Source organism: Streptomyces sp. NPDC005393 (assembly GCF_040606675.1).
Taxonomy (GTDB): Bacteria; Actinomycetota; Actinomycetes; order Streptomycetales; family Streptomycetaceae; genus Streptomyces.
The window spans coordinates 1-23,667 of sequence record NZ_JBEXFG010000033.1; the positions used below are offsets into that span (position 1 = coordinate 1).

Below are 23,667 nucleotides of genomic sequence, written 5' to 3' on the forward strand. Positions count from 1 at the left end.
GACCCGGACGGTGCTGGGCAAGGCCGGGATGACGCTGCAGGACATCGATCTGGTCGAGATCAACGAGGCGTTCGCCTCCGTGGTGCTGTCGTGGGATGCCCCGCACCACCGCGTCGTTGATCTCCGCGGCGAGCTCGGCGCCCTGCGGCAGCCCCTGGTCCTGGAGCATCGCGGCCAGCCCGCCCGCGTACCCCTGGCCGACGGCGCGCACCTTCCAGGCGCCCTGCCTGCGGTACAGCTCCAGGGCGACCACCGCGGACTCCGAGTCCAGATCGGTGATCGAGTAGCTGGCGATCTCGGCGCCGTCAAGCCCGGTGACGGCGACGAACGGCGCGGCCATGGCCCCGAACCGGACCGGACCGCCGACACCGGCCGGCAGCGCGAGCAGCACGGTGACGCGGTGGACGCTCTCGGGCATCGCACCCAAGTCGACGGCGAGCCGGTGGTCCGCCGCGGCCTGTTTGGGCACCTCTATCCCGGGCAGCTGCGGCGAGGCGGGGTGCGCGACCCATTCGGCGCCGTGCACCGTGCCCTGCTCATCGCCGAGTGTCGCCCCGGCCACGATCGGATTGCCCGCCGAGACCCGGATCTCCAAACGGGTCTGGGGCAGGGGGTGGTTCTGCCCTCGGACCAGCTCGGCCGTCATCGCCGCTTCCCCTCGTTGTGTTCCGGTGTGTGCATGTACACCAGGTAGTGCCGTGAGCGCGTCGGCCCGGCGGGCAGTGCACCACCGGGCCGACGACGGGATGTGCCGCTTCCAGACGCGGCTTACAGACGCGGCTTACAGATGCGGCAGGATGTGCGGCATCAGGTCCTGGAAGGTGCGCCCGTTGGCCGGCTCACCGACCGCCTTCATCTGCCAGGCGCTGCCCACCCGCTGGACCTTGGCCATGATCTGCGCGGTGTACTGCCCGCCGCCGGTGAGGGTGTAGCGCGCCAGCTCCTGACCGTTGGTCTCGTCCACCAGCCGGCAGAACGCGTTCTGCACCTCGGCGAAGGTCTGACCGGTGAAGGAGTTGACCGTGAAGACGATCTGATCGATATGCACGGGCACCCGCTGCAGATCGACCAGGACTGCCTCGTCGTCGCCGCCCTGACCCGCACCACCGACCAGGTTGTCACCGGTGTGGCGCACCGAGCCGTCGTCGCTCACCAGATGGCGGAAGAAGACGACGTCGATCGGCTGCTTGTCGGCGAAGAGCACCGCCGACGCATCGAGGTCGATCTCCCGGGTACGGGTTCCGAACAGCCCGCGGCGGGGCGCCGCCTGCCAGCCCAGCCCCATCCGCACCGCGGTCAGGGTGCCCCCGTCGGCCTTCTGCAGGCTGATGGCCTGTCCCTTGGACATATTGACCGTCACGCGCTGTCCCTACTCTCGTCTCTCGGATTCCCCGTGGCCGCCTCGTGCGCACGGCCCCGGCCGCGCCGTCGTGCACGGCCTTCTCGAAAAACCCTATGCACTGCCGCGCGGACTCCGGCCGGGTGAGCGGGCTTTTGTGTCGGTCTTGCAACACAGCGGAGGCACAGCTGCCCCAGGGCGTGTCCTACGCCCCAGGGCGCCGGCCGTCAGGAGAGCCCGGCCTCCTTCATCTGCCGCAGCTCCTTCTTCAGCTCCCCCACCTCGTCCCGCAGCCGCGCCGCGACCTCGAACTGCAGCTCAGCCGCCGCGGCCCGCATCCGGTCGGTCATCTCCTCGATGAGCTCGGCCAGTTCGGCCGCCGGACGGTCGGTCAGCTCCCCGTCCTTGCCGGCCTTCCCCGCCTTCCGCGATGCCAACGCGGGCACGGGCGCCTTCGCCTGCCCCTTGCCCTGGTCGGCCGTCTTACGGTAGCCCGTGCCCAGCAGCTCCTTGGTGTCGATCTCCTCGCGGGCGAGGGTCGCGACAATGTCGCCGATCTTCTTGCGCAGCGGCTGCGGGTCGATCCCGCGCTCCGTGTTGTACGCGATCTGCTTCTCGCGGCGGCGGTTGGTCTCCTCGATGGCCTTCTCCATCGCCGGGGTGACCTTGTCGGCGTACATATGCACCTGGCCCGAAACGTTACGGGCGGCACGGCCGATGGTCTGGATCAGCGAGGTGCCGGAGCGCAGGAAGCCCTCCTTGTCGGCGTCGAGGATGGCGACCAGCGAGACCTCCGGCAGGTCGAGGCCCTCCCGCAGCAGGTTGATGCCGACCAGCACGTCGTACTCACCGGCGCGCAGCTCGCGCAGCAGCTCGACCCGGCGCAGGGTGTCCACGTCGCTGTGCAGATAGCGCACCTGGATGCCCAGTTCGAGCATGTAGTCGGTGAGGTCCTCGGCCATCTTCTTGGTGAGGGTGGTGACCAGGACGCGCTCGTCCTTCTCGGTGCGCGTGCGGATCTCATGGATCAGATCGTCGATCTGGCCGTCGGTGGGCTTGACGACGACCTCGGGGTCGACGAGGCCGGTCGGCCGGATGATCTGCTCCACGAAGCCGTCGCCGCGCGAGAGCTCAAACGGGCCCGGGGTCGCGGAGAGATAGACCGTCTGGCCGACGCGCTTCAGGAACTCCTCCCACTTCAGCGGGCGGTTGTCGAGCGCTGAGGGCAGCCGGAAGCCGTGCTCGATCAACGTCCGCTTACGGGAGGCGTCGCCCTCGTACATCGCGCCGATCTGCGGCACGGTGACATGCGACTCGTCGATGACGAGGAGGAAGTCCTCCGGGAAGTAGTCGAGCAGGGTGTGCGGCGGGGTTCCGGACTCCCGGCCGTCGATGTGCAGCGAGTAGTTCTCGATGCCGGAGCAGGTGCCGATCTGGCGCATCATCTCGATGTCGTACGTCGTGCGCATCCGCAGCCGCTGGGCCTCCAGCAGCTTGCCCTGCTTCTCCATCCGGGCGAGGGTCTCCGTCAGCTCGGTCTCGATCCCGGCGATGGCCTTCTCCATGCGCTCGGGCCCGGCCACATAGTGGCTGGCCGGGAAGACATACAGCTCCTGGTCGTCGCTGATCACCTCGCCGGTGAGCGGGTGGAGCGTGGACAGCGCCTCGATCTCGTCGCCGAACATCTCGATCCGGACCGCGAGCTCCTCGTAGACCGGGAAGATCTCGATGGTGTCGCCTCGGACCCGGAAGGTGCCCCGGGTGAACGCCATGTCATTGCGCGTGTACTGGATGTCGACGAAGCGGCGCAGCAGCTGATCGCGGTCGATCTCGGCGCCGACCTTGAGCGGCACCATGCGGTCCACGTACTCCTGCGGCGTGCCGAGGCCGTAGATGCAGGAGACGGATGCCACGACGATCACATCGCGCCGGGTGAGCAGCGAATTCGTCGCGGAGTGGCGCAGCCGCTCCACCTCCTCGTTGATCGAGGAGTCCTTCTCGATGTAGGTGTCCGACTGCGGGACATACGCCTCGGGCTGGTAGTAGTCGTAGTACGAGACGAAGTACTCGACCGCGTTGTTCGGCAGCAGCTCGCGGAATTCATTGGCGAGCTGGGCGGCCAGGGTCTTGTTGGGCGCCATGACCAGCGTCGGCCGCTGGAGCTTCTCGATCATCCACGCGGTGGTCGCGGACTTTCCGGTGCCGGTCGCGCCGAGCAGCACGACATCCGGCTCACCCGCACGGATGCGCCGGTCGAGGTCGGCGATGGCCGTCGGCTGGTCGCCGCTGGGCCGATAGGGGCTGACGACCTCGAAGGGCGCCACCTTGCGTTCGATCTGAGTTACGGGCCGCATGACACCCACCGTACGACTCGCCACTGACAACGGCCGGAGCGTTATCGGACGCACACGCCCCGTAGCCTGGCCGCATCACCCGGGACGCCCCGAACGAAGGGAATCGATCATGTACGAGTACAAGGTGATCCAGATCCGCGAGGGTCTGATCGGCGGCAAGATGTCGGCGGAGAAGATCGAGGACCTGCTGAACAAGTACGCGGCCGAGCGCTGGCGGGTGAAGGCCATAACGAGCGCCGAGGTGAAGGGGCGGGTCGGCCCCGGCGGCGTGGAGGGGCTGCTGGTCACCTTCGAACGGCCGCGCGGCTGACGTCGGACAGCGCGGGCATGTTCCGCCCCTTCGATATCTATCCCGGGCGCGGAACATCTGGGACCCTCTGCCCGTCCGCGAGTCATCAGACGACGCGAGGAGTCCGTATGCAGATCCGCCCCGCCGCCGCGCTGACCGGCGCGCTCCTGGGTATGTCCGTGCTCTTCCTCCCCATGGCCACGGCCACGGCCGCGGCGGCCCGGACCACCGGCCATTCGCACCACCCCCACCCGGTCACCCTGGCCCATCGGGGTGCCTCCGCCTACGCGCCGGAGAACACCCTGGCCGCCGTCGACGCCGCCGATGACCTGGGCATCGACTGGGTGGAGAACGATGTCCAGCGCACCAAGGACGGCGAGCTGATCATCATGCACGACACCACGCTCAGCCGGACGACCGATGTGGAAGAGGTCTTCCCTGACCGCGCGCCCTGGAACATCTCCGACTTCACCCTCGACGAGATCGAGAAGCTGGACGCCGGAAGCTGGTTCGGCCCGCAGTTCGAGGGCGAGTCCGTGCCGACGCTCGACGAGTACATGGACCGGATCTCGGACAACCACCAGAAGCTTCTGATGGAGCTCAAGGCGCCCGAGCTCTATCCGGGTATCGAGCGCCAGACGCTGCGGGAGCTGCGCAGGGAGGGCTGGCTGGACCACCGGCACAAGCGGAGGCTGATCGTCCAGAGCTTCAGCGCCGACGCCGTAAGGACGGTCCACCGGCTGCGGCCGGATGTAAAAACCGGCTTCCTCGGCACCCCGGCCGTCGCCGATCTGCCGGAGTACGCCGAGTTCACCGACCAGATCAACCCGAGCTACAAGACCATCGACGCCGATTACGTGGCCGAGGTCCAGTCGATGGACGGCGCGCACGGCCGGCCGCTGGAGGTCTTCACCTGGACCGTGAACGACGGCCCGACCGCGGTCGGGGTCGCCCGGATGGGGGTGGACGGCATCATCACCAACAAGCCCGATGTGGTCCGGGACGCCCTGGACGACGCACTCTGATCTGTCCGGCCCCGCCCTGACCTGGCACTCTCCGATCGAGACGCCCCGGCAGCCGACGGCCGCCGGGGCGCTGTCAGTGGCCGCGCCTACGCTGGCACCGTGACGATCGCAGAGCGGCGGACCCCGCCGCATCCGGAGCAGCGGCCCGAGGCGCACGATACGCACGCCTGGTCATGGGCGGTGCTGGAGGCGCCCATCGGCCCCCTGCTGCTCGCGGCCACCGGCCAGGGGCTGGCCCAAGTGGTCTTCCATGCCGACGAGAAGACGGCCGCCGAGGCCGTCTCGCGCCTGACCCGCCGCCTCGGCACCGGGCCCACGGCCCCGACGGCACCCCTGGCGCCTCGCTGCCCCGCGCATCTCGCCACGGCGATACGGGAGCTGGAGAGCTATTTCGCCGGTGACACGAAGGAGTTCACCGTCCCCCTGGACTGGTCGCTGATCACCGGCTTCAACCGCCGGGTGCTGCGCGAGCTGGCCGCCCATGTTCCGTACGGCACGGTCGTCGGCTATCAGGACCTCGCGGACCGGATCGGCGAGCCGGGTGCCGCGCGCGCGGTCGGCGTGGCCATGGGCAGCAATCCACTGCCGGTCGTAGTCCCCTGCCACCGGGTCGTCGAAAGCGGCGGCGGCATAGGCGGCTTCGGCGGCGGTCTGGAGACCAAGCGCACCCTGCTGGCCCTGGAAGGGGTTCTTCCGCAACCCCTCTTCTGAATCGTTCTCCTGGCCCCGGGCCAGAAAATATCTTGTTCCGGAAATCCTCGGCCGTCTTGTGGTTGATGCCTTTCCCCCTTATCTTAGGAGCGCTCGCGGACCCGCACCGGGCAAGAATGCGCCGGAAGCCTATCCAGGCGCCCATTGATCTGGCATTTGCCAACCGCCGGGCATCTCTCGCGATCGGCCGTACAGCACGTACCGCACGATAACGCTCGACAGCTCTTCCGTTCTTCAGCCGTTCCGCTCTTCGGCTGTCCCGCTCTTCGGCTGTTCCGCCTCGAAGCTCTTGCGTTCTGCCGCTCTTCCCAGAAAGACCGTACGCATTTCAATCACGGCTCAACCACGTCCCCGTAGATGACCGAATTGGAGAGCCATGTCCGGTGTTCTGCTCGCGAGCGGCGCAGCCGCGGCACTATTCGCCTCGGCCCTTTCCGTCCAAGGTGTTTCCCCGGCCCCCGATGTGCCGCCGGACAAGATCCAGATAAGCGTCAAGACCGTGAACGGCTCGGGCTGCCCCAAGGGGACCGCCGCCGTGGCCGTCGCAAGCGACAACACGGCGTTCACCGTGACCTACAGCGACTATCTCGCGCAGGTCGGCCCCGGTGCGGACCCGACCGACATCCGCAAGAACTGCCAGCTCAACCTGGGCGTGCACATACCGCAGGGGTTCACCTACGCCATCGCCCAGGTCGACTACCGCGGCTACGGGTACCTCGAAAAGGGCGCGAAGGGCACCGAGAAGGCGAGCTACTACTTCCAGGGATCGTCGGACACGGCGTCACGCACCCATGACTTCAGCGGTCCGTACAACGACAACTGGCAGACCACCGACAGCGCCGACTACAGCGCGCTGGTGTGGGCGCCCTGCGGCCAGGACCGCAACTTCAACATCAACACCGAGCTGCGGGTGAGCGCGGGCACCTCCGCGACCGGCACCACCAGCTTCATGGCCATGGACTCGACAGACGGCGGAGCCAACACCATCTACCACCTGGCCTGGAAGGAATGCCCCTCATCCCTCCAGTAGCACGGTAAATCCACCAATCGAATGGAGAATCATGCCCGGTGTTCTGTACGCAGGCGGCGTGGTCGCGGCGTTATTCGCCTCGACGCTCACCTCCCAGGCATACGCGCAACCACCGTTCGACACCGTGCCACCCGACAAGATCGTGATCACGGTCGCGACCGTCAACGGTTCGGGCTGTCCGGCGGGCACGGCGGCGGTGGCCGTCTCCCCCGACAACACCGCGTTCACCGTGACGTACAGCGACTATCTCGCCCAGGTGGGCAAGGGCGCCAAGCCGACCGACTTCAGAAAGAACTGTCAGCTGAGTCTGGTCACACATGTGCCGCAGGGCTTCTCCTACGCCATCGCCAGCGTCGACTACCGGGGCTACGCCCATCTGGAAAAGGGCGCGTCCGCCATCGAGAAGGCCTCGTACTATTTCCAGGGACAGTCGCAGACGACATCCAACTCGCATGACTTCAACGGCGTCTACGACGACAACTGGCAGACGACCGACACGGCCGATATCGCCACCGTGGTCTGGTCGCCCTGTGGTGAACTCCGGAACTTCAACATCAATACCGAGCTGCGGGTCAACGCCGGCACGTCCAACACCAAGGACACAACGAGCTTTATGACCATGGACTCGACGGACGGCGATGTGAGCACCACCTATCACTTCGCTTGGAAGGAATGCCCGGCGCAGAAGTAGCAGCCGCGCGCCGGACGGCCCCCGGACCGGGCCTACGGCTCCGGGCGGCGCCACGCCGGATGCCGGGGGTCGTCCACCCGCACCACCACATCCGCGGTCTCGTGCGGCCGCACCTCGTCCTCGTAGCGCGCGAAGGCGGGCAGCGTCCACCGCTCGTCCTGGTCGGTGCGGCGGGCGAGGGCGGCCGGGGACAGCCGCAGATGGACCGACAGATCGAACGGGAACCAGTGCCCCAGGAGCAGCGCTCCATGGAGCAACAGCACCCCGCCCGGCGGCAGTTCGGCATACGGGGTGCGGGTGGCCCGGTCGGTCGCCGGATCCCAGAGGTCGGGCAGGACCCGCCCGGTCTCGCCCGCCCCCGGCTCAAGCGGGTCGAAGACCTCGCGCCACAGGGCGCCCGTGTCCAGCCAGCGGTCGTAGTACGCGTCGGCGTCCCGCCGCCCGTACTCATAGCGCAGCGAGGCGGGCCGCCAGAACCCGGCCGCCGCGACCACCAACGCCGGCCGCCCCCGTATCCGCAGCGCCTCGGACAACTCCCGCGCCAGGTCCCCGGTGCGCGCCGCCGGAGCCCCGTCGACCGCCACCCGGAGCCAGGGGCTGCCGTCCGCGGCCGTCAGTCCGGCGATCCGGTCGGCGGTCGCGTCGGTCAGCCGTTCCCAGGAGATCGCTTCGAGCCGCACGCCCCCATCATGCCGTGGCCCGCCCCGCCGTGGGTTGCCCCGCTGGGGGTTGCGGGTTGCCCGCTCATGCCGTGGCCCGCCCCGCCGAGGGCCGTACGATCGGATCGTCCGGCCCCGAGGAGAGGCGACCATGGCATCCCAGATAGCGCTGCTCCGCGGCATCAACGTGGGCGGCAAGAAGAGGTTCCCGATGGCGCGGCAGCGCGAGCTGATGGCCGATCTGGGCTTCACCGACGTCACCGTCCACCTCCAGAGCGGCAATATCGTCTTCGCCGACCCCGGCACCCCGCCCGAGGAGACGGCCCGTACGCTCGAGAAGCGCTTCGCCGCCGACCTCGGCTTCTCCGTACCCGTGCTGGTCCGTACGCGCGACGAGCTGGCCGCGACCATCGAGGCCAACCCCTATCCCGAGGCGACGGCCGAGCCCAAGACCCTGCATGTGGTCTTCCTGTCGGACGCCCCCGCTGACACCGCCCCGCTGGACGCCCTGGATCTGGCCTCCTACGCCCCGGACGAGTTCCGTCTCATCGGCGGTGCGCTCTATCTGCACTGCCCGGACGGCATCGGCCGCTCCAAGCTCGCCGCGAAGGTCACCGGCCTCCGGCTCGGCGTCCTGGCCACCGCACGCAACTGGAACACGGTCACCAAACTGCTGGCGCTGGCCGACGCCTGACCCCGGCTCCGCCGCTCAGCTCCAGCCGTACCGCTGACGCAGCCGCACCACGACCCCGTCGAAGCGCGGCCGGTCGAGCGCGCACGCCTCGCGGCGCATCCCGTCCGGATGCACCCGCAGCACCCGGTCCAGGTCCACCCAGGACTCCCGCCCGGCGCGGTCCCACGGCCCGGAGCCGATCCCGACCCACTCGCGGTCGTCGTCGTGCCGCTTGCTCGACAGCTGTACGGCGAGCAGCGTCCCGCCCGGCTCGCGCGCGACGACCAGCACCGGCCGGTCCTTGCCACGCCCGTCGTTCTCCTCGTACGGCACCCAGGTCCAGACGATCTCGCCGGGGTCCGGGTCCCCGTCCGGATCCGGTGCGTACTGCGTCCGCACGCGCCCGACCTGCCGCGGATGGGCTTCGACGGTGGCGGCGGGGCCGGTGCGTCCCGGGAGCGCCTCGCCGTCCGCGGCCCCGTTGGCTGCGTTGATCCCGTTGGTCCCGTTGAATGGCCTGATCACGACCCACACGTTAGCCCGTCCGCGAGACGGGGTGACATGCCAGGTCCCTGAGGTGGAAGGGCAGTACGTGCCAGATGTTCTCGACCCGGTGGCGGACCTCGTCAAACGGCGCAGCGACCCGGTCGTCGTACAGACCCTGCGTTCCGCGGCGGCCGCGACCATCGCATACGTCGTCGCCCTCAAGCTCAGCAAGGAGCCCGCCCCGCTGACAGCCCCGCTCACCGCCCTTCTCGTCGTCCAGGTCACCCTCTACGCGACCCTCACCACCGGCATCCGCCGGGTGAACTCCGTGGTCGTGGGCGTCCTGATCGCCATCGGCTTCAGCGCGCTGGTGGGGTTGACCTGGTGGAGTCTGGGCCTCATCATCATCGCTGCCCTGACCATCGGTTATTTCGTACGCGTGGGCGAGTTCGTCCAAGAAGTGGCGATCAGCGCCATGCTCGTCCTCGGCGTGACCCGGGTGGCCACCACCGCCTGGGACCGGGTGCTGGAGACCCTCATCGGCGCCGGGGTCGGGCTGGCCTTCAACTTCTTCCTCGCCCCACCGGTATGGGTCGAGTCGGCCGGCAAGTCCATTGAGGACCTCGCCCGCCGGATGCGTCAGCTGCTGCTGCACATCGGCGAGGAGCTCGGCAGCCAGGTCCCCGTCGACCGCGCCGCCGCCCGTCTCCACGAGGCCCGCCGCCTCGACCACGACATCGCCCAGGTCGATGCCGCCCTCCGGCAAGCTGAGGACAGCGTGCGGCTCAACCCCCGCGTCAAGGAGGGCCTCCTCTACCGTGTGGTCCTCCGCACCGGCCTCGACACCCTGGAGATCTGCACCGTCATCCTGCGCGTCATGACCCGCACCCTGACCGACCTCGCCAAACAGCGGACGGACGAGCCCCTCTTCTCCCAGGACGTGGCGGATGCCCTGAAGGACCTCTTCACCCACCTCGCCGCCGCCGTCGAGAACTTCGCCGTCCTGGTCACCACCCAGGTCAGCACCAACGCCGAGGAAGCCGAATCCCGCCTCGCCAGCGAGCTCGCCAAAGCCCAAGCCAGCCGCGACCGCGTCGCCCAGCTCCTCCTGCGCCGCGTCCAGGAACACCCCCGTCAATGGCAGCTCCACGGAGCCCTGCTCGCTGAGATCGACCGGATCCTCGACGAACTGGACATGGAGCAGCGCTCCAAGCGCCTCATGGAAGAGCTCGACCGCAGCACCCGCGAGAAGCGCGAGCGCTTCCCCTTCCTCCGCAAACTCCGCCGTTGGGCCCGCGGCGAGGGCCGGAAAAGCGCCTCGGCCTCCTGACCCGGCCCCGGTCCACCGGACGCCCCTAGTTGAGCGGGTACCGGTCCCGGGGGAAGACCACGTCGTCGTAGGGCTCGTACAGCTCGACGGAGCGGTGGAACGCGAAGGCGAAGTCGTCGGCGAGTTCGGCGATCACGGCGCGGCCCTCGGTCCGGGCCAGCCAGGACGGGGGGAGGCGGAGGTCGCCGTGGTGGGCGCCCAGGAGGTTGCCGCAGATCGATCCGGTGGAATCGCTGTCGCCCGAGTGGTTGACGGAGAGCAGCAGGGCCGCCTGGACGGGGCTGCGCGGGGGCATGGGGTCGTAGCTGATCTCACCGCCGGGGCCGTAGTCGATCTGCTGGGCCGGGGTACGGGCCAGGGCGCTGTAGACCGCGATGGCCAGCGCCTCCTCGGCGACCCAGCCACCGCCGAGCGATTCGGTCTTCTCGGGGGTCGAGTCGCCCTCGGCGGCCAGGTCGATCGCCGTGCGCAGGGCGGCGGTGGTCTCCTCGTGGCGGGGGTAGCGGGCGAGGAGTTCCAGGGTGCGCAGGGCGGACCCTTCGAGGGACTCGCCGTGGAGAAGACAGGCGATTATCGCGGCCAGGGCACCCGCGGCGTAGTAGCCAGTCGGATGGCCGTGGGTGATCTGGGCGCAGCGGGCGGCGAGTTCGAAGCAGTCGCGGGGGTCCTGGCCGGTGAGGCCGAAGGGCGCCGAGCGCATCACGGTGCCGCAGCCCTTGGAGCCGGGGTTGACCGGGCCGGGGGCGCCGTCGAGCGGGTCGTGCGGGGCGGGGATGTGCTCTTCGGTGAGGCCGGAGAGGCAGGCGTTGCCGGGTGCGCGGCGGGCATAGAGCCAGGGTTCGGTGCGCAGCCAGCCGGAGCGGACCAGGTCGTGTTCGTTCTTGGCGGGCGGCGGCGCGGGGTGGTTCTGGGTGTCGAGCCAGCGCAGATAGGCGTGGCGGACGATGGTGGTCTCGGCGCCGCCGATGCCCTTGGACGAGGCCCTGGCGTGGGCCCGTATCAGGCCTTCCGCCGTGAACAGGGTCATCTGGGTGTCGTCGGTGACACGGCCCACGGCGCCGCTCCCGTCCGGGACGAGGGTGGTGACGCCCGCGGTCCCATGGGTCTCGCGGATCCTGCGCAGGGAGAGGAATTCGATCGGGTTCCCGAGGGCGTCGCCGATGGCCCCGCCCAGCAGACAGCCGCGGATCCGGGCCCGCCTGGCGGCCGATTCGTCCCATGACTGGCGGATCACTGGCGGCTCCTCGTCGCATGCCGTCTCGTCGGGCTGATCACCACATGATCGCAGGTCTCCCGGACCGGCCTATGGCAGTAGATTCGAAGTGGGGGAAAGTGGGAGATGCGGTGTGATGTCCATGCGGCTGATACGTACGGGTGACGAGCCCCTGCACGCGCGCAGCCCGCTGCGGATGCGGCTCTGGCTCGCCGCGTGGGGGCTGGTGTGGACGCTCGGCGGCGCGGTGGCCTTCGCGGCCGCCGGACGGCCCGGGTGGGCGGCCGCCTGTGCGGTGCTCGCCGCCCTCACCCTCGCCGATCTGGTCTTCGTCATCCGGCATCTCCGGCAGGGGCCGCACTATCAGCCCGGCCGGGATGTGCCGCCGTACGCACCGGTCGGCCGGCGCGGGCGCGGACGCGGACGCGACCGGCCGGGCTAGGCGCTGGCCGGGGGATCCTCGCGGGCCCGGGGCGCCTCAGCCCCTTCTGGCCCTACTCCGCGCCCTTGCCGTCCTTCCCGTCCTTCCTGTCCTTGTCCTCGAACCGAGCCGCCTCGACGAAATCCGGGCGCGGGTCGAGCGCCGCCGCGAGGCGGAAGTGGCGGGTGGCCTCGGCCCGGCGGTTGGCCCGCTCCAGGGTGCGGGCCAGGGCGAAGTGGGCGTAGGCGTTGTCCGGCTCCCGCTCCAGGACGAGCTGGAACTCCAGCTCCGCCGAGCGCAGCTGGGCCGCGCCGAAGAAGGCGCGCGCCCGCAGCAGGCGGGCCGCGGTGTTCTCGGGGTGGGCGGTGATGACCGAGTCGAGCAGCTTGACGGCGCCCCGCGGGTCTCGGGCGGCGAGCAGCTGCTCCGCGGCGCGGTAGTCGATGACATGGGTCTCGGGCGTGGGCTCGGGCACAGCCGTTTCCTTCCCCAGGCGCGTGATCGGTAAGGCGATGGGTGGGGTGATCCGGTGGGTGAGGTGGTCCTTCACGGATGATCGTCGCTACGGGCAGCACAACAACCGCCCCTTACGCCGCATTCCCCGTCGCGCGTCCCGCCAAGCCCCGCGTCAAGCCCGGCCTCAAACCCAGCCTCAAGCCAGGCGGCCGAGCCCAGCTCAGCCCGCGGCCCCGGACCTCCGCTCCAGCAGATCCGCCCAGACCTTTCTGACCTGCGGTTCCAGCGCCTCGATCGGGCCGTCGTTGTCGATGACGACATCGGCGACGGCCAGCCGCTCCGCGCGCGTGGCCTGCGCCGCCATCCGTGCCCGGGCCTCGTCCTCGGCCATGCCGCGCAGCCGTACCAGCCGGTCGAGCTGGGTCTCGGGCGCGGCGTCCACGACCATGACCATGTCGTACAGCGAGGCCAGCCCGTTCTCGACGAGGAGCGGGACGTCATGGACGACGACGGCGTCCGGCCCGGCGTCCGCCTGGAGCTCGGCGGAGCGGTCGCGGACCAGGGGGTGGACGATCGCGTTCAGCGCGCGCAGCCGCTCGGGGTCGTTGAAGACGATCCCGCCGAGCCTGGGCCGGTCCAGGCTGCCATCGGCGGACAAGATCTCAGGCCCGAACTCGGCGACGACGGCCGCGAGTCCAGGCGTACCCGGCTCGACCACCTCACGAGCGATCCGGTCCGAGTCGATCAGCACCGCTCCGTACGAGGACAGAATCCGCGATACCTCGCTCTTGCCCGCGCCGATTCCACCCGTGAGCCCCAGCTTCAGCATGGGGCCACGCTATACGGACCGATGGTCAGCCGCCGCCCTCGCCCTCCCGCTCGGCCAGAAAGCGCTCGAACTCGGCTCCCAGCTCATCCGCCGACGGCAGCTCGGCCGGCTCCGCGACCAGATTGCCGCGGCTCTCGGCCCCGGCCACCGCGTCGAACTGGTGCTCAAGGCCCCGTACGAGCGCGACGAGGTCCTCGTCCCCCTCCGAGATCTGCCGCTCGATCTCCTCCTGCGTCTTGAGCGCCTCATTGCGCAGCGCGTGTGCCGCCCCCGGCAGGACCAGGCCGGTGGCCGCGGTGACGGCTTCGAGCGCGGTGAGCGCCGCGTCCGGATAGGCGGACCGGGCGAGATAGTGCGGGACATGCGCGGCGACGCCGAGCACATCGTGACCCGCCTCGGCGAGCCGGTACTCGATCAGGGCCTCGGCGCTGCCGGGCACCTGGGCCTCGTCGAAGTAGCCGCGGTGGCCGGGCATCAGATCGGTGCGGTTGCCGTGCGGGGTGATGCCGACCGGGCGGGTGTGCGGAACGCCCATCGGGATGCCGTGGAAGTTCACGGCGAGGCGCACGCCCAGCCGCTCGATCATCTGGCGCACGGCCGCCGCGAAACGCTCCCATTCCACATCCGGCTCGACCCCGGCGAGCAGCAGGAACGGGGCCGCGGTCGCGTCGCGCACCAGATGGAGCTCGATCGCCGGCGTCTCGTACTCCGTCCAGCGGTCGCGCCGGAAGGTGAGCAGGGGGCGACGGGCCCGGTAGTCGACCAGCCGGTCGTGGTCGAAACGGGCGACGACCTGGTGCGGCAGCCCGTCGAGCAGCCGCTGGACGATCTGGTCACCGGTCTCGCCGGCGTCGATGTAGCCGTCGAAGTGGTAGAGCAGCACCAGCCCGGCCGAATCCCGCGAGGCTACCGCGTCGACCTCCGCGAGTCCGCTCGGCTCCCATGCGTACAAATCCTGCGGATCTAGCACTGTGACCGCTCCTCCTTGTGTTCCGCACCGAAGAACACCGAACGGGGGCGGGGGCATTCCCGGCCCCGGCCAGACGTCTTCCGCGGCGCGGCGCGGTGACACTCTGGTCGCCCGCGAAGCAGACGCACGCCGCGGGCTTTTGAGGCGGCGAAGGCCGGGGCGTCCGGACCGGGCGTCTTCATGGCATCACCTGTCGCCGTTCTCGTTGCAGATACAGGCGTTGGCGTTCGTAGTGGTGAACACCTCCAGCGGCACGCCCAGTTCCCGGCAGTGGACCCTCCTGATCATCCACTGCGGGATCCGGGCCGGCCCGGCAAGGCGCTGTTACGACCCGTCAGGGTCTCTTGCATCGCACATGTTTTCCCTTTGCGCGAACACGAGCGCAACGCGAGTGGGAGGCGACCGCGGCTGCGGTCTCGCACCAGCGCGGCGCGATTGCGACGTCGGCGCGCTGGGCGGGGTTGACGCGTCCGTGCGGCGCCCTTATCTTCGCGAGCCGCCAGAAGTTCACCATGTCAGCCCAGGTTCACTCTTCAGAACCCCGAGGTGTCATCCCTGACCCCGGCACAGGAAGGCAGAGCCATGCACTCTCCCGGCCGCTCCCCCTCCCGATTACGCACCCTCGCCACCGCCTCCGCCGCCGCGCTGGCCGCCGCCGGCGGGCTGATCGCGGCGGGCACGACCGCGCGGGACGCCCCCGCCGTCACCGCCGCGCTGATCTCCGTCTCGGACGCCGACGGGCTCAAGGACGCCCTCGCCGCCGCCCGGCCCGGCGACACGATCCGGCTCGCCGACGGTACGTACCACGGCAGCTTCGAGATCAACGCCTCCGGAACCTCCGGCTCCAGGATCACCCTCACCGGCTCGCCGAAGGCGATCCTCACCGCGAGCGGCGGCTATGGACTGCATCTGAACGGCGCCTCGTACTGGACGGTCAAGGGCATCACGGTTACCGGCGGCCGGGAAGGCATCAAGATCGACAGTGCGGAGAGCGTCACCGTCGACTCGGTTTCGGTCACCGTCCAGGGGCATGCGTAAGGCCCGCCCCCCAGGGGGGAGCGGGCCTTACAACGATCAGCCGGTGCGGCTAGCGGCAGCCGCCGACCGGGTCAGACCGGTTCAGCTCTGGCCGCCGGCCAGCTTCTCGCGAAGCGCGGCCAGCGCCTCGTCCGAGGCCAGGGCGCCGGAGTTGTCGGCCGACTCCGAGGAGTACGAACCGCCGCCACCCGAGGTCTGCCCGCCCGGCGCCGGGGCAGCGCTGCCGGTCTCGGCAGCGGCCTGCTCGTCGGCCTCGCGGGACTTGATGACCTGCGCCTGGTGCTGCTCGAAGCGCTGCTGCGCCTCGGCGTACTGGGTCTCCCAGGCCTCGCGCTGGGTCTCGAAGCCCTCGAGCCAGTCGTTGGTCTCGGGGTCGAAACCCTCGGGGTAGATGTAGTTGCCCTGGTCGTCGTAGGACGCGGCCATGCCGTACAGGGTCGGGTCGAACTCGACCGCGGACGGGTCGGCACCGAAGGCCTCGTTGGCCTGCTTCAGCGAGAGGCTGATGCGGCGGCGCTCGAGGTCGATGTCGATGACCTTGACGAAGATCTCGTCGTTGACCTGGACGACCTGCTCCGGGATCTCCACGTGGCGCTCGGCCAGCTCGGAGATGTGGACCAGGCCCTCGATGCCCTCGTCCACGCGGACGAACGCACCGAACGGAACGAGCTTGGTGACCTTACCCGGGACGACCTGACCGATCTGGTGGGTCCGGGCGAACTGCTGCCACGGGTCTTCCTGGGTCGCCTTGAGCGACAGGGAGACGCGCTCGCGGTCCATGTCGACGTCCAGGACCTCGACCGTGACCTCCTGGCCGACCTCGACAACCTCGGACGGGTGGTCGATGTGCTTCCAGGACAGCTCGGAGACGTGGACCAGACCGTCGACGCCACCCAGGTCCACGAAGGCACCGAAGTTGACGATGGAGGAGACGACGCCGGAGCGCACCTGACCCTTCTGGAGGGTGGTGAGGAAGGTCTGGCGGACCTCGCTCTGGGTCTGCTCCAGCCAGGCACGGCGGGACAGGACCACGTTGTTGCGGTTCTTGTCCAGCTCGATGATCTTGGCCTCGAGCTCCTTGCCCACGTAGGGCTGAAGGTCGCGGACGCGGCGCATCTCCACCAGAGAGGCGGGGAGGAAGCCACGGAGGCCGATGTCGAGGATGAGACCACCCTTGACGACCTCGATGACGGTACCGGTGACGATCCCGTCCTCTTCCTTGATCTTCTCGATGGTGCCCCAGGCACGCTCGTACTGGGCGCGCTTCTTCGAGAGGATCAGGCGGCCTTCCTTGTCCTCCTTCTGAAGGACAAGGGCCTCGATCTCGTCGCCGACGGCCACGACCTCGTTCGGGTCGACGTCGTGCTTGATCGAAAGCTCGCGAGAAGGGATGACGCCTTCGGTTTTGTAACCAATGTCGAGCAGGACCTCGTCCCGGTCGACCTTCACGATGACGCCGTCGACGATGTCGCCGTCGTTGAAGTACTTGATCGTCTCGTCGATCGCGGCGAGGAAGGCTTCCTCGGAACCGATGTCGTTTACCGCCACCTGCGGGGTGGTGCGGGTTGCCTCGGTGCTGCTCGTCATGTGGGAAAGGGCTCCGGTACGGACATTGAGTCGTAGGTACTGCTACGCCGAGGACCCTTATCGCACTGCCGAAGCCGGACAGCCTTGGAGGCGTTTGTCTTTCCCGAGGGATCGAAAAGCGCCTCGGCGACCGAGGGGCCATACAACAGATGCGAGCGCGGCCTGCTCCGTCTGAGGCGCGCAAGCCCGCAGCGCAACTTGTAGCATACGGGGGCAGCCGGGCATGGTCAATGCACGAAGAGCACACGCGGGGCCTAACGCCCCGAACCCGGCAATTTGCATGGTCCGTACTGCGACGCGGTCCTTACCGTGCCCCGCAGCCACAGGTCGATACAGAGAGTACGACGACGCGCGCGATGGTCCAAGAACACGAGCCCAGTGACGCCCCGGCACCGGACGCCCCGGAACCGACCGCCACCCGTCGGACCGCCGACGACACGGAGAGCAGCCGGGCCAGCCGGGGGTGGTGGGACCGCAACGCGGACGAGTACCAGGACGAGCACGGCGGCTTCCTCGGCGACGACCGGTTCATATGGGGCCCCGAAGGGCTCGACGAGGCCGAGGCGCGGCTGCTCGGGCCGGCGGACGGGCTGGCCGGGCTCGACGTACTGGAGGTGGGTGCGGGCGCGGCGCAGTGCGCGCGCTGGCTGGCGGCGCGGGGGGCGCGGCCGGTGGCGCTCGACCTCTCGTACCGGCAGCTGCGGCACGCGCGGCGGATCGACGCCGAGACCGGCGGCAGGTCCGAGATCGCCTTGGTCCAGGCCGACGCCACGGCCCTCCCCTTCCGGGGCGGCTCGTTCGACCTCGCCTGCTCGGCGTACGGAGCGATCCCGTTCGTCGCCGATCCGGTGCGGGTGATGCGCGAGGTCCGGCGGGTGCTGCGGCCGGGCGCGCGGTGGGTCTTCTCGGTGACGCATCCGGTGCGATGGGCCTTCCCCGACGAGCCGGGTCCCGAGGGGCTGTCCGTGGCCGGCTCCTACTTCGACCGCACGCCCTATGTGGAGCAGGACGAAGCGGGCCGGGCCGTCTATGTGGAACACCACCGGACGCTCGGCGACCGGGTGCGGGACGTGGTGGCCGGGGGCTTCCGGCTGATCGATCTCGTGGAACCCGAATGGCCCGCGTGGAACCACCAGGAGTGGGGCGGCTGGTCCCCGCTGCGCGGGAACCTCATCCCGGGCACGGCCATCTTCGTCTGCGAGCGGGACTGAGCCGGCCGGTGACCCTCCGTACTGACGCGCTCCAAAGCCTTGCCGTTCGCGAAGCCGTACCCGAACTGCTGCGCGCCCTCGACGACCGTGGGGCGGCGGTGCTGTGCGCGCCGCCGGGGACCGGTAAGACCACGCTGGTGCCGCTGGTGCTGGCCGGACTGGTGGGCGACGGCCGGCCGGTACGGCGGGTGCTGGTCGCCGAGCCTCGGCGGATCGCGGCGCGGGCCGCCGCGCGGCGGATGGCCTGGCTGCTGGGCGAGCGGGTGGGAGAAGGGGCAGCGCGCAGCGCTTCCGACCGGGGTGGTGGCCGGGCGACGGGTGGGCGGGTCGGATTCACCGTGCGCGGGGAGCGGCAGGCCGGGCGCGGGACCGTGGTCGAGGTCGTGACGACCGGTGTGCTGTTGCAACGGCTGCAACGCGATCAGGAGCTGGCCGGGGTCGACGTGATCGTCCTCGACGAATGCCATGAGCGGCATCTGGACGCCGATACAGCCGCCGCCTTCCTGCTGGACGTGCAGGCCACGCTGCGCCCCGATCTGCGGCTGGTCGCGGCATCCGCGACGACGGACGCGGAGGGCTGGGCGCGGCTGCTCGGCGGCGACGCCGAGCCCGCACCGATCGTGTCCGCGCCGGGCGTGTCGCACCCCGTGGAGATGGTGTGGGCGCCGCCCGCGCGCCCCGTACGCCCGCCGCACGGGATGCGCGTGGACCCTGCCCTGCTGGAGCACGTCGCGACCGTAGTACGGCGGGCGCTGCGCGAGCGGGACGGCGATGTGCTGTGTTTCCTGCCCGGCGTCGGGGAGATCGCGCGGGTGGCCGGCCGGCTGGGCGGTCTGACGGACGTGGACGTCCTGCAGGTCCACGGGCGGGCGCCCGCCGCCGTACAGGAAGCGGTGCTCGCGGGGGCGGACGGCGGACGGCGGCGAGTGGTGCTGGCCACCTCGGTCGCCGAGTCGAGCCTGACCGTGCCGGGCGTACGGGTGGTCGTGGACTGCGGTCTCGCGCGGGAGCCGCGGATGGACCACGCGCGCGGTCTGAGCGCGCTGACGACCGTAAGGGCGTCACGAGCGGCGGCCCGCCAGCGCGCGGGCCGGGCGGGGCGCGAGGCGCCGGGCGTGGTCTACCGCTGCTGGCCCGAGGCGGAGGACGCCCGGCTGCCGCGCTTCCCCTCACCGGAGATCGCCGGGGCGGACCTGACGGCCTTCGCCCTGCAGGCGGCCTGCTGGGGCGACCCGGACGCGTCGCGCCTGGCGCTGCTGGACCCGCCGCCGGCGGGGGCGATGACGGCCGCCCGGGAGACGCTGACGACGATCGGCGCCGTGGACCCCACCGGACGGGCCACCGAACGCGGTACCCGGATGGCCCGCCTCGGCCTCCATCCCCGCCTCGCCCGGGCGCTTCTGGACGGCGCGAGGGCGGTCGGCGCCCGCCGAGCGGCGGAGGTCGTGGCCCTCCTGAGCGAGGAGCCGCCGAGGGCCTACGGCGACGACCTGACCGCCGCCTGGCGCACCGCCCGCCACGGCGCCGACGCCTACGCCACGAGGTGGCGCCAGGAGGCCCGCCGCCTGGAGCGCGCGGTGACCGGGGATTCGCTCGCAGCGCCGCGTGCCGATACGCCGGCCGGGCAGCCGGAGGCGGGGGCGGCGGGCGCGCGGGCGGACGCCGGGAGCGGCGCGCCGACCGCCCCACCCGCCGGCGCGGGGGCCACCCGCCCGGGCACCGGGCAGCCGGACGTTCACACGGGACCCGGGCAGTCGCACGGCCAGGCCGAGACGGCAGCGCCGCGCGCCGACACGCCGGCCGGGCAGCCGGCGGGGGCGCGGGGTGGCTCGGCGGCGGGGCGCGGCGGCGGTCACGACGATGCCGTGGCCGGGCTTGTGGTCGCGTTGGCGTTTCCGGAGCGGGTGGCCCGGCGGCGGGGGGAGCGGGCTTATCTGATGGCGGCCGGCACGGGGGCCGAGCTGGGGGACGGGTCGCGGCTCGGCGACGCCCCCTGGCTCGCCGTGGCCGTCGCGGACCGGCCGGTGGCCTCCGCGTCCGCGCGGGTGCGGCTCGCCGCCGTGACCGACGAGGACACGGCCCGCGCGGCGGCCGCCGCGCTGGGGTCGGACGGCGAGGAGGTGCGCTGGGCCGACGGTGACGTGGTCGCGCGCCGGGTGACCCGGCTGGGCGCGATCGAGCTGGCGGCCCGGCCGCTGGCCGCGCCCGATCCCGCGCTCGTACGGGAGGCCCTGCTGGAGGGGTTGCGCCGCGAGGGTCTGGGGCTGCTGCGGTGGTCGGCGCAGGCCACGGCGGTGCGGCAGCGGATGGCGTTTGTGTACCGGGAGCTGGGCGAGCCCTGGCCGGACGTCTCGGACGCGGCGCTGCTGGACCGTACGGACGACTGGCTGGGCGTGGAGCTGGACCGGGCCCGCCGGCGGGCCGATCTGGAGCGGGTGGACGCCGGGCAGGCGCTGGCCCGGCTGATGCCGTGGGCCACGGGCGACGCCGCGCGCTTCGAGGAGTTCGCGCCGGAGCGGATCGAGGTGCCGAGCGGATCGCGGGTGCGGGTGGAGTACGGCGAGGGGCAGCCGGTGCTGGCGGTGAAGCTGCAGGAGCTGTTCGGATGGCAGGAGACGCCGCGGATCGCGGGCGGGCGGGTGCCGCTGCTGGTGCATCTGCTGTCCCCGGCGGGGCGTCCGGCCGCGGTCACCGCCGATCTGGCGTCGTTCTGGAAGGACGGCTACCGGTCCGTACGGGCCGAGCTGCGCGGCCGGTACCCCAAGCACCCCTGGCCGGAGGATCCGGGGACGGCCGCGCCGACCCGGCGGACCAACGCCCGCCGCTGAGCCGTAACGACAAGGGCCGTTCAGTCGGCCCAGGCGCGGAGCCGCCGCGCGGTCTCGCTCAGCCGGAACCTGGTGGTCTTCCGTATGTCGCGGACGAGCTTGACCATCCCGCCCGGCGGCGGCGTGACCGGCTCTCCGGACTCCTCCATGTACATCTGGGCGCAGGCCGCGCCGATCGTGGCGTTGTAGTCGGAGAACGGTTCGAGGATCAGCGAGGTGTGCAGAAAGGTCGCGGCGCGCGCCGCGACCTCCTCGTAGTAGGGCTCCCCCGCGAACCGCTCGTAGCGGTGCCGCTCGGTCATGCAGTGCAGGGCGCCCCAGTCCCGCACCGGGGTGTTGACCGGGGAGACCTCGACCTGGACATTGAGCACCCAGCCGGCGTCGACATACAGGATCACCGCTGGCCTTCCGGGAACTCCCGCTCGAATTCGACCTTGTACTCCAGGGCGAATTTCACGGCCCCTTCGACGAAGCGCTGCTTCTGCCGCCGCCGCACCACGTCCTCGGTCAGTATGTCGTGGGCGAGCCGCTTGATCGCCACGCCCTTCTCCTTGGCCTCGGCGCGCAGCTCGGCCAGCTCCTGCTCGGTGAACTCGATCGTGATGCCAGGCATGGGCGGCATGCTATCCACGCCGATACCCTGATCACTACCGCTGTCGCTACCCCGGGCGAATTCCGGGACGGAGGTTGACGCGCCGGCCGGCACCGCCCCCGAGCCCGGTGCGGGCTCGGGGGCGGTGCGTGAGTACGTCAGGCGCCCGGTCAGGAGGCGGCGGCCTGGGCGACGGTCAGCTCGACGTCCAGCACCGTGCCCTCGGCCGTGGTCAGGCGGAGCAGGAAGGTGCCCGCGTGGTCATCGGTGAGGATCTTCGGCAGGGTGAGCTGCCCGAGGACGTTGGTCTTCAGGGCGGTCAGGGTCCGGACCGGGTTGCCCTTCTCGTCCAGGAAGTACGGGCCCTTGTCGTTCTGCTGGGGCTGCGCGGCTTTCGCGGAGTCCGGCGTGATCATGGTCGCGGTCACCGGCACCTGAGCCGCGACCTTGCCCTGGTACGTCGCCTTGACGGTGAGCGGGTCGGTGAAGAAGCCGCCGGTCTCGGCCTTGAGGGCCTTGTCGTCGAGCCGGGCCAGCACATCGGCCCGCGGTACGGGCCGGGCCTTGACGGTCGCGGCGAAGTCGACCGGGGCCACATCCCGCCCGACCACCGTGGCGCGCACGGTGAAGGAGCCCGTCTTCTCGCCCGCGGCCAGCTTCGGCGCGGTGGCGATGCCGTCGGAACCGGTGAGCACGGTGGCGGACCTGACGAGGCCGATGAAGCGGGCGTCCGTCTCGCCGCGGATCTCGTACCTGACCCGTGCCCCGGCCACCGGCTTGCCCGCGGCGTCCACGGCCTTGACCCGGGGCGACCGGGCGAAGTCGGCGCCCGCGGTGGCGGACAGCTCCTTTGCACCGACGGAGCCGAGCTTGTCGGCACCGCTGGGCGTCGGGATCGGGGTCGGCTTCGTGGGCGTGTGGCTCGGCGAGCCGGGGGTCTCGATCTTGCCCGAGCCGGTCGCCGGGGACGTCGGAGTGGAGCTGTCGTCGTCCCCGGTGGGCTTGGGGAGGGTGTGAGCGTGGTGCTCCTGCTTGCCCTTGCCCTTCCTTCCGGAGCCCGAGCCGTCGCCGCCGCTCGTGTCGTCGCCCGAGGGCAGCACTCCGGCGCCGTCGGGGAGCTCATGGGTGCCGCGCTTGTAGTACTCGAACCACGACAGGACCGTGTTCAGATACTCCCGCGAGTGGTTGTAGCCGAGGATCGCGCGGTCCAGGTCGTCCTGGACGGACAGATCACGGCCGGCCGCGCAGAGGTAGCCGCCGGCGGCGAGCGCCGCGTCATAGACGTTGTTGGGGTTCTTCTCGCCGTCACCGTTGCCGTCCTTACCCCAGCCGGCCCAGGTGGACGGGATGAACTGCATGGGGCCGACGGCCCGGTCGTGCGTACTGTCGCCGTCGTACGCACCGCCGTCGGTGTCCTTGATCAGGGCGAAGCCCTTGCCGTTGAGCGCCGGGCCGAGGATGGGCGTGACGGTGGTGCCCTCGGAGTCGACATTGCCGCCGCGGGCCTGGCCGGACTCGACCTTGCCGATCGCGGCGAGCAGCTGCCAGGGCAGATTGCAGCCCGGGTTGGACTCCTTGAGGGCCGCTTCGGCCCCCTTGTACGCGTCGAGGACGGACGCGGGGATGCCCGCCTCGGCCTTGGTGGCGCCGCCCGGGAGCCCCGGCAGATCGATGGAGGAGCCCGGTTTGTCGGGCGTGGTCAGCGGCGGCAGATCGGTCTGGTACGACGAACCGCCGTCGATGGGGGTGTCGGCCTCGGCCGGTGTCCGTGACTCACCGGCCGCCTGCTCCCGGTTACGGTCCCGGTCGCTGTGGTCCGTACTGGCGAACCCGGGCGCCTGGGACGCGGTGAGGGCGGCCATCGCGGCCGCCGCCACCGCCGTCGTGGCCGCCCCCTTGCGCAGTCGTCGGCCGATAAGCGGTGCCATCCGTATG

General features: G+C 70.8%; 22 protein-coding genes and 3 pseudogenes. 12 read left to right on the forward strand and 13 right to left on the reverse strand.

From position 1 onward, the window contains the following. Positions 1-94, forward strand: a pseudogene (locus ABZS71_RS24375) (hypothetical protein); the annotation flags it as partial. Here ABZS71_RS24375 and ABZS71_RS24380 read toward each other — a convergent pair. The 3 genes and pseudogenes from ABZS71_RS24380 to uvrB form a co-directional block, all read right to left on the reverse strand. Beyond that, positions 89-646: pseudogene (locus tag ABZS71_RS24380) on the reverse strand (TerD family protein); the annotation flags it as partial. The pseudogenes ABZS71_RS24375 and ABZS71_RS24380 sit on opposite strands and share 6 nt — an antisense overlap. A gap of 135 nt (positions 647-781) precedes the next feature. Next, on the reverse strand, positions 782-1,360 hold the full coding sequence (locus ABZS71_RS24385; protein ID WP_355859785.1) for a TerD family protein: 579 nt from the start codon (positions 1,358-1,360) through the stop codon (positions 782-784). 206 nt (positions 1,361-1,566) lie between these two features. Continuing rightward, positions 1,567-3,693, reverse strand: coding sequence for an excinuclease ABC subunit UvrB (uvrB, locus tag ABZS71_RS24390; RefSeq protein ID WP_355859783.1), 2,127 nt, complete (start codon positions 3,691-3,693; stop codon positions 1,567-1,569). Between the two features lie 109 nt (positions 3,694-3,802). On the opposite strand from uvrB, the gene ABZS71_RS24395 reads away from it, so the two are divergent. The 5 genes from ABZS71_RS24395 (at position 3,803) to ABZS71_RS24415 (ending at position 7,439) form a co-directional block, all read left to right on the forward strand. Further along, positions 3,803-4,003 (forward strand): DUF4177 domain-containing protein, encoded by a 201-nt coding sequence (locus tag ABZS71_RS24395; RefSeq protein ID WP_356213566.1) that lies wholly within the window; start codon positions 3,803-3,805, stop codon positions 4,001-4,003. Between the two features lie 107 nt (positions 4,004-4,110). Next, on the forward strand, positions 4,111-5,007 hold the full coding sequence (locus tag ABZS71_RS24400; protein ID WP_355859779.1) for a glycerophosphodiester phosphodiesterase family protein: 897 nt from the start codon (positions 4,111-4,113) through the stop codon (positions 5,005-5,007). Positions 5,008-5,187: 180 nt separating this feature from the next. Continuing rightward, a complete protein-coding gene (locus ABZS71_RS24405; protein WP_356213683.1) occupies positions 5,188-5,718 on the forward strand; it encodes a methylated-DNA--[protein]-cysteine S-methyltransferase in 531 nt (176 codons plus the stop codon). Positions 5,719-6,094: 376 nt separating this feature from the next. After that, positions 6,095-6,748: a DUF4360 domain-containing protein gene (locus ABZS71_RS24410; RefSeq protein ID WP_356213569.1), complete on the forward strand. Its 654-nt coding sequence runs from the start codon at positions 6,095-6,097 to the stop codon at positions 6,746-6,748. Between the two features lie 31 nt (positions 6,749-6,779). Continuing rightward, positions 6,780-7,439, forward strand: a complete 660-nt coding sequence (locus ABZS71_RS24415) for a DUF4360 domain-containing protein (protein ID WP_356213572.1) — start codon at positions 6,780-6,782, stop codon at positions 7,437-7,439. Between the two features lie 32 nt (positions 7,440-7,471). Here the strand turns inward: ABZS71_RS24415 and ABZS71_RS24420 are convergent, their stop codons facing one another. Then, a complete protein-coding gene (locus tag ABZS71_RS24420; RefSeq protein WP_356213575.1) occupies positions 7,472-8,119 on the reverse strand; it encodes a uridine kinase in 648 nt (215 codons plus the stop codon). A 130-nt stretch (positions 8,120-8,249) separates the two neighbouring features. Between ABZS71_RS24420 and ABZS71_RS24425 the strand changes: the two genes are divergently transcribed. Beyond that, positions 8,250-8,792, forward strand: coding sequence for a DUF1697 domain-containing protein (locus ABZS71_RS24425; protein ID WP_356213578.1), 543 nt, complete (start codon positions 8,250-8,252; stop codon positions 8,790-8,792). A gap of 15 nt (positions 8,793-8,807) precedes the next feature. Here the strand turns inward: ABZS71_RS24425 and ABZS71_RS24430 are convergent, their stop codons facing one another. Continuing rightward, positions 8,808-9,266, reverse strand: coding sequence for a type II toxin-antitoxin system PemK/MazF family toxin (locus tag ABZS71_RS24430; protein ID WP_355859800.1), 459 nt, complete (start codon positions 9,264-9,266; stop codon positions 8,808-8,810). A 97-nt stretch (positions 9,267-9,363) separates the two neighbouring features. On the opposite strand from ABZS71_RS24430, the gene ABZS71_RS24435 reads away from it, so the two are divergent. After that, on the forward strand, positions 9,364-10,587 hold the full coding sequence (locus ABZS71_RS24435) for an aromatic acid exporter family protein (protein ID WP_356213581.1): 1,224 nt from the start codon (positions 9,364-9,366) through the stop codon (positions 10,585-10,587). Positions 10,588-10,612: 25 nt separating this feature from the next. Here ABZS71_RS24435 and ABZS71_RS24440 read toward each other — a convergent pair whose 3' ends face one another. After that, a complete protein-coding gene (locus ABZS71_RS24440) occupies positions 10,613-11,821 on the reverse strand; it encodes an ADP-ribosylglycohydrolase family protein (RefSeq protein WP_356213583.1) in 1,209 nt (402 codons plus the stop codon). Positions 11,822-11,936: 115 nt separating this feature from the next. On the opposite strand from ABZS71_RS24440, the gene ABZS71_RS24445 reads away from it, so the two are divergent. Continuing rightward, entirely contained in the window at positions 11,937-12,242 is a 306-nt protein-coding gene (locus ABZS71_RS24445; protein ID WP_355857654.1) for a DUF6343 family protein, read from the forward strand. Between the two features lie 52 nt (positions 12,243-12,294). Here ABZS71_RS24445 and ABZS71_RS24450 read toward each other — a convergent pair whose 3' ends face one another. The 3 genes from ABZS71_RS24450 to ABZS71_RS24460 all read right to left on the reverse strand — a co-directional run bounded on the left by ABZS71_RS24450 (position 12,295) and on the right by ABZS71_RS24460 (position 14,476). Further along, positions 12,295-12,696 carry a tetratricopeptide repeat protein gene (locus tag ABZS71_RS24450; protein ID WP_356213586.1) on the reverse strand — a complete coding sequence of 134 codons (402 nt, stop codon included), beginning with the start codon at positions 12,694-12,696 and terminating at the stop codon, positions 12,295-12,297. Between the two features lie 201 nt (positions 12,697-12,897). Further along, positions 12,898-13,506 carry a dephospho-CoA kinase gene (gene coaE / locus ABZS71_RS24455; RefSeq protein WP_355857648.1) on the reverse strand — a complete coding sequence of 203 codons (609 nt, stop codon included), beginning with the start codon at positions 13,504-13,506 and terminating at the stop codon, positions 12,898-12,900. 25 nt (positions 13,507-13,531) lie between these two features. Next, a complete protein-coding gene (locus tag ABZS71_RS24460) occupies positions 13,532-14,476 on the reverse strand; it encodes a PAC2 family protein (protein ID WP_355857645.1) in 945 nt (314 codons plus the stop codon). Positions 14,477-15,058: 582 nt separating this feature from the next. On the opposite strand from ABZS71_RS24460, the pseudogene ABZS71_RS24465 reads away from it, so the two are divergent. After that, a pseudogene (locus ABZS71_RS24465) lies at positions 15,059-15,493 on the forward strand (hypothetical protein); the annotation flags it as partial. A gap of 102 nt (positions 15,494-15,595) precedes the next feature. On the opposite strand, the gene rpsA reads toward ABZS71_RS24465, so the two are convergent. Continuing rightward, positions 15,596-17,101, reverse strand: coding sequence for a 30S ribosomal protein S1 (gene rpsA, locus ABZS71_RS24470; protein ID WP_355857642.1), 1,506 nt, complete (start codon positions 17,099-17,101; stop codon positions 15,596-15,598). Between the two features lie 356 nt (positions 17,102-17,457). On the opposite strand from rpsA, the gene ABZS71_RS24475 reads away from it, so the two are divergent. Together ABZS71_RS24475 and ABZS71_RS24480 are read left to right on the forward strand one after the other, a co-directional pair. Continuing rightward, positions 17,458-18,312: a methyltransferase domain-containing protein gene (locus ABZS71_RS24475; protein ID WP_356213589.1), complete on the forward strand. Its 855-nt coding sequence runs from the start codon at positions 17,458-17,460 to the stop codon at positions 18,310-18,312. Then, a complete protein-coding gene (locus ABZS71_RS24480; RefSeq protein WP_356213592.1) occupies positions 18,216-21,140 on the forward strand; it encodes an ATP-dependent helicase C-terminal domain-containing protein in 2,925 nt (974 codons plus the stop codon). The genes ABZS71_RS24475 and ABZS71_RS24480 overlap by 97 nt, the downstream gene beginning before the upstream one ends. A gap of 20 nt (positions 21,141-21,160) precedes the next feature. Here ABZS71_RS24480 and ABZS71_RS24485 read toward each other — a convergent pair whose 3' ends face one another. From ABZS71_RS24485 to ABZS71_RS24495, 3 genes are all read right to left on the reverse strand, one after another. Further along, positions 21,161-21,538, reverse strand: a complete 378-nt coding sequence (locus tag ABZS71_RS24485; RefSeq protein ID WP_356213595.1) for a hypothetical protein — start codon at positions 21,536-21,538, stop codon at positions 21,161-21,163. Next, on the reverse strand, positions 21,535-21,753 hold the full coding sequence (locus ABZS71_RS24490) for a hypothetical protein (protein WP_355857630.1): 219 nt from the start codon (positions 21,751-21,753) through the stop codon (positions 21,535-21,537). The genes ABZS71_RS24485 and ABZS71_RS24490 overlap by 4 nt, the downstream gene beginning before the upstream one ends. Before the next feature lie 149 nt (positions 21,754-21,902). Then, entirely contained in the window at positions 21,903-23,660 is a 1,758-nt protein-coding gene (locus ABZS71_RS24495; protein ID WP_356213597.1) for a lytic transglycosylase, read from the reverse strand. Between the last annotated feature and the right edge of the window lie 7 nt (positions 23,661-23,667).

Bases quoted from the DNA above. Each gene is read 5' to 3' on its own strand.
- ABZS71_RS24425 (WP_356213578.1), top strand. From the start codon at position 8,250: ATGGCATCCCAGATAGCGCTGCTCCGCGGCATCAACGTGGGCGGCAAG.
- ABZS71_RS24495 (WP_356213597.1), bottom strand. From the start codon at position 23,660: ATGGCACCGCTTATCGGCCGACGACTGCGCAAGGGGGCGGCCACGACG.
- ABZS71_RS24410 (WP_356213569.1), top strand. From the start codon at position 6,095: ATGTCCGGTGTTCTGCTCGCGAGCGGCGCAGCCGCGGCACTATTCGCC.
- ABZS71_RS24445 (WP_355857654.1), top strand. From the start codon at position 11,937: ATGTCCATGCGGCTGATACGTACGGGTGACGAGCCCCTGCACGCGCGC.
- rpsA (WP_355857642.1), bottom strand. From the start codon at position 17,101: ATGACGAGCAGCACCGAGGCAACCCGCACCACCCCGCAGGTGGCGGTA.
- ABZS71_RS24400 (WP_355859779.1), top strand. From the start codon at position 4,111: ATGCAGATCCGCCCCGCCGCCGCGCTGACCGGCGCGCTCCTGGGTATG.
- ABZS71_RS24415 (WP_356213572.1), top strand. From the start codon at position 6,780: ATGCCCGGTGTTCTGTACGCAGGCGGCGTGGTCGCGGCGTTATTCGCC.
- ABZS71_RS24475 (WP_356213589.1), top strand. From the start codon at position 17,458: ATGGTCCAAGAACACGAGCCCAGTGACGCCCCGGCACCGGACGCCCCG.
- coaE (WP_355857648.1), bottom strand. From the start codon at position 13,506: ATGCTGAAGCTGGGGCTCACGGGTGGAATCGGCGCGGGCAAGAGCGAG.
- uvrB (WP_355859783.1), bottom strand. From the start codon at position 3,693: ATGCGGCCCGTAACTCAGATCGAACGCAAGGTGGCGCCCTTCGAGGTC.
- ABZS71_RS24490 (WP_355857630.1), bottom strand. From the start codon at position 21,753: ATGCCTGGCATCACGATCGAGTTCACCGAGCAGGAGCTGGCCGAGCTG.
- ABZS71_RS24395 (WP_356213566.1), top strand. From the start codon at position 3,803: ATGTACGAGTACAAGGTGATCCAGATCCGCGAGGGTCTGATCGGCGGC.
- ABZS71_RS24480 (WP_356213592.1), top strand. From the start codon at position 18,216: ATGGCCCGCGTGGAACCACCAGGAGTGGGGCGGCTGGTCCCCGCTGCG.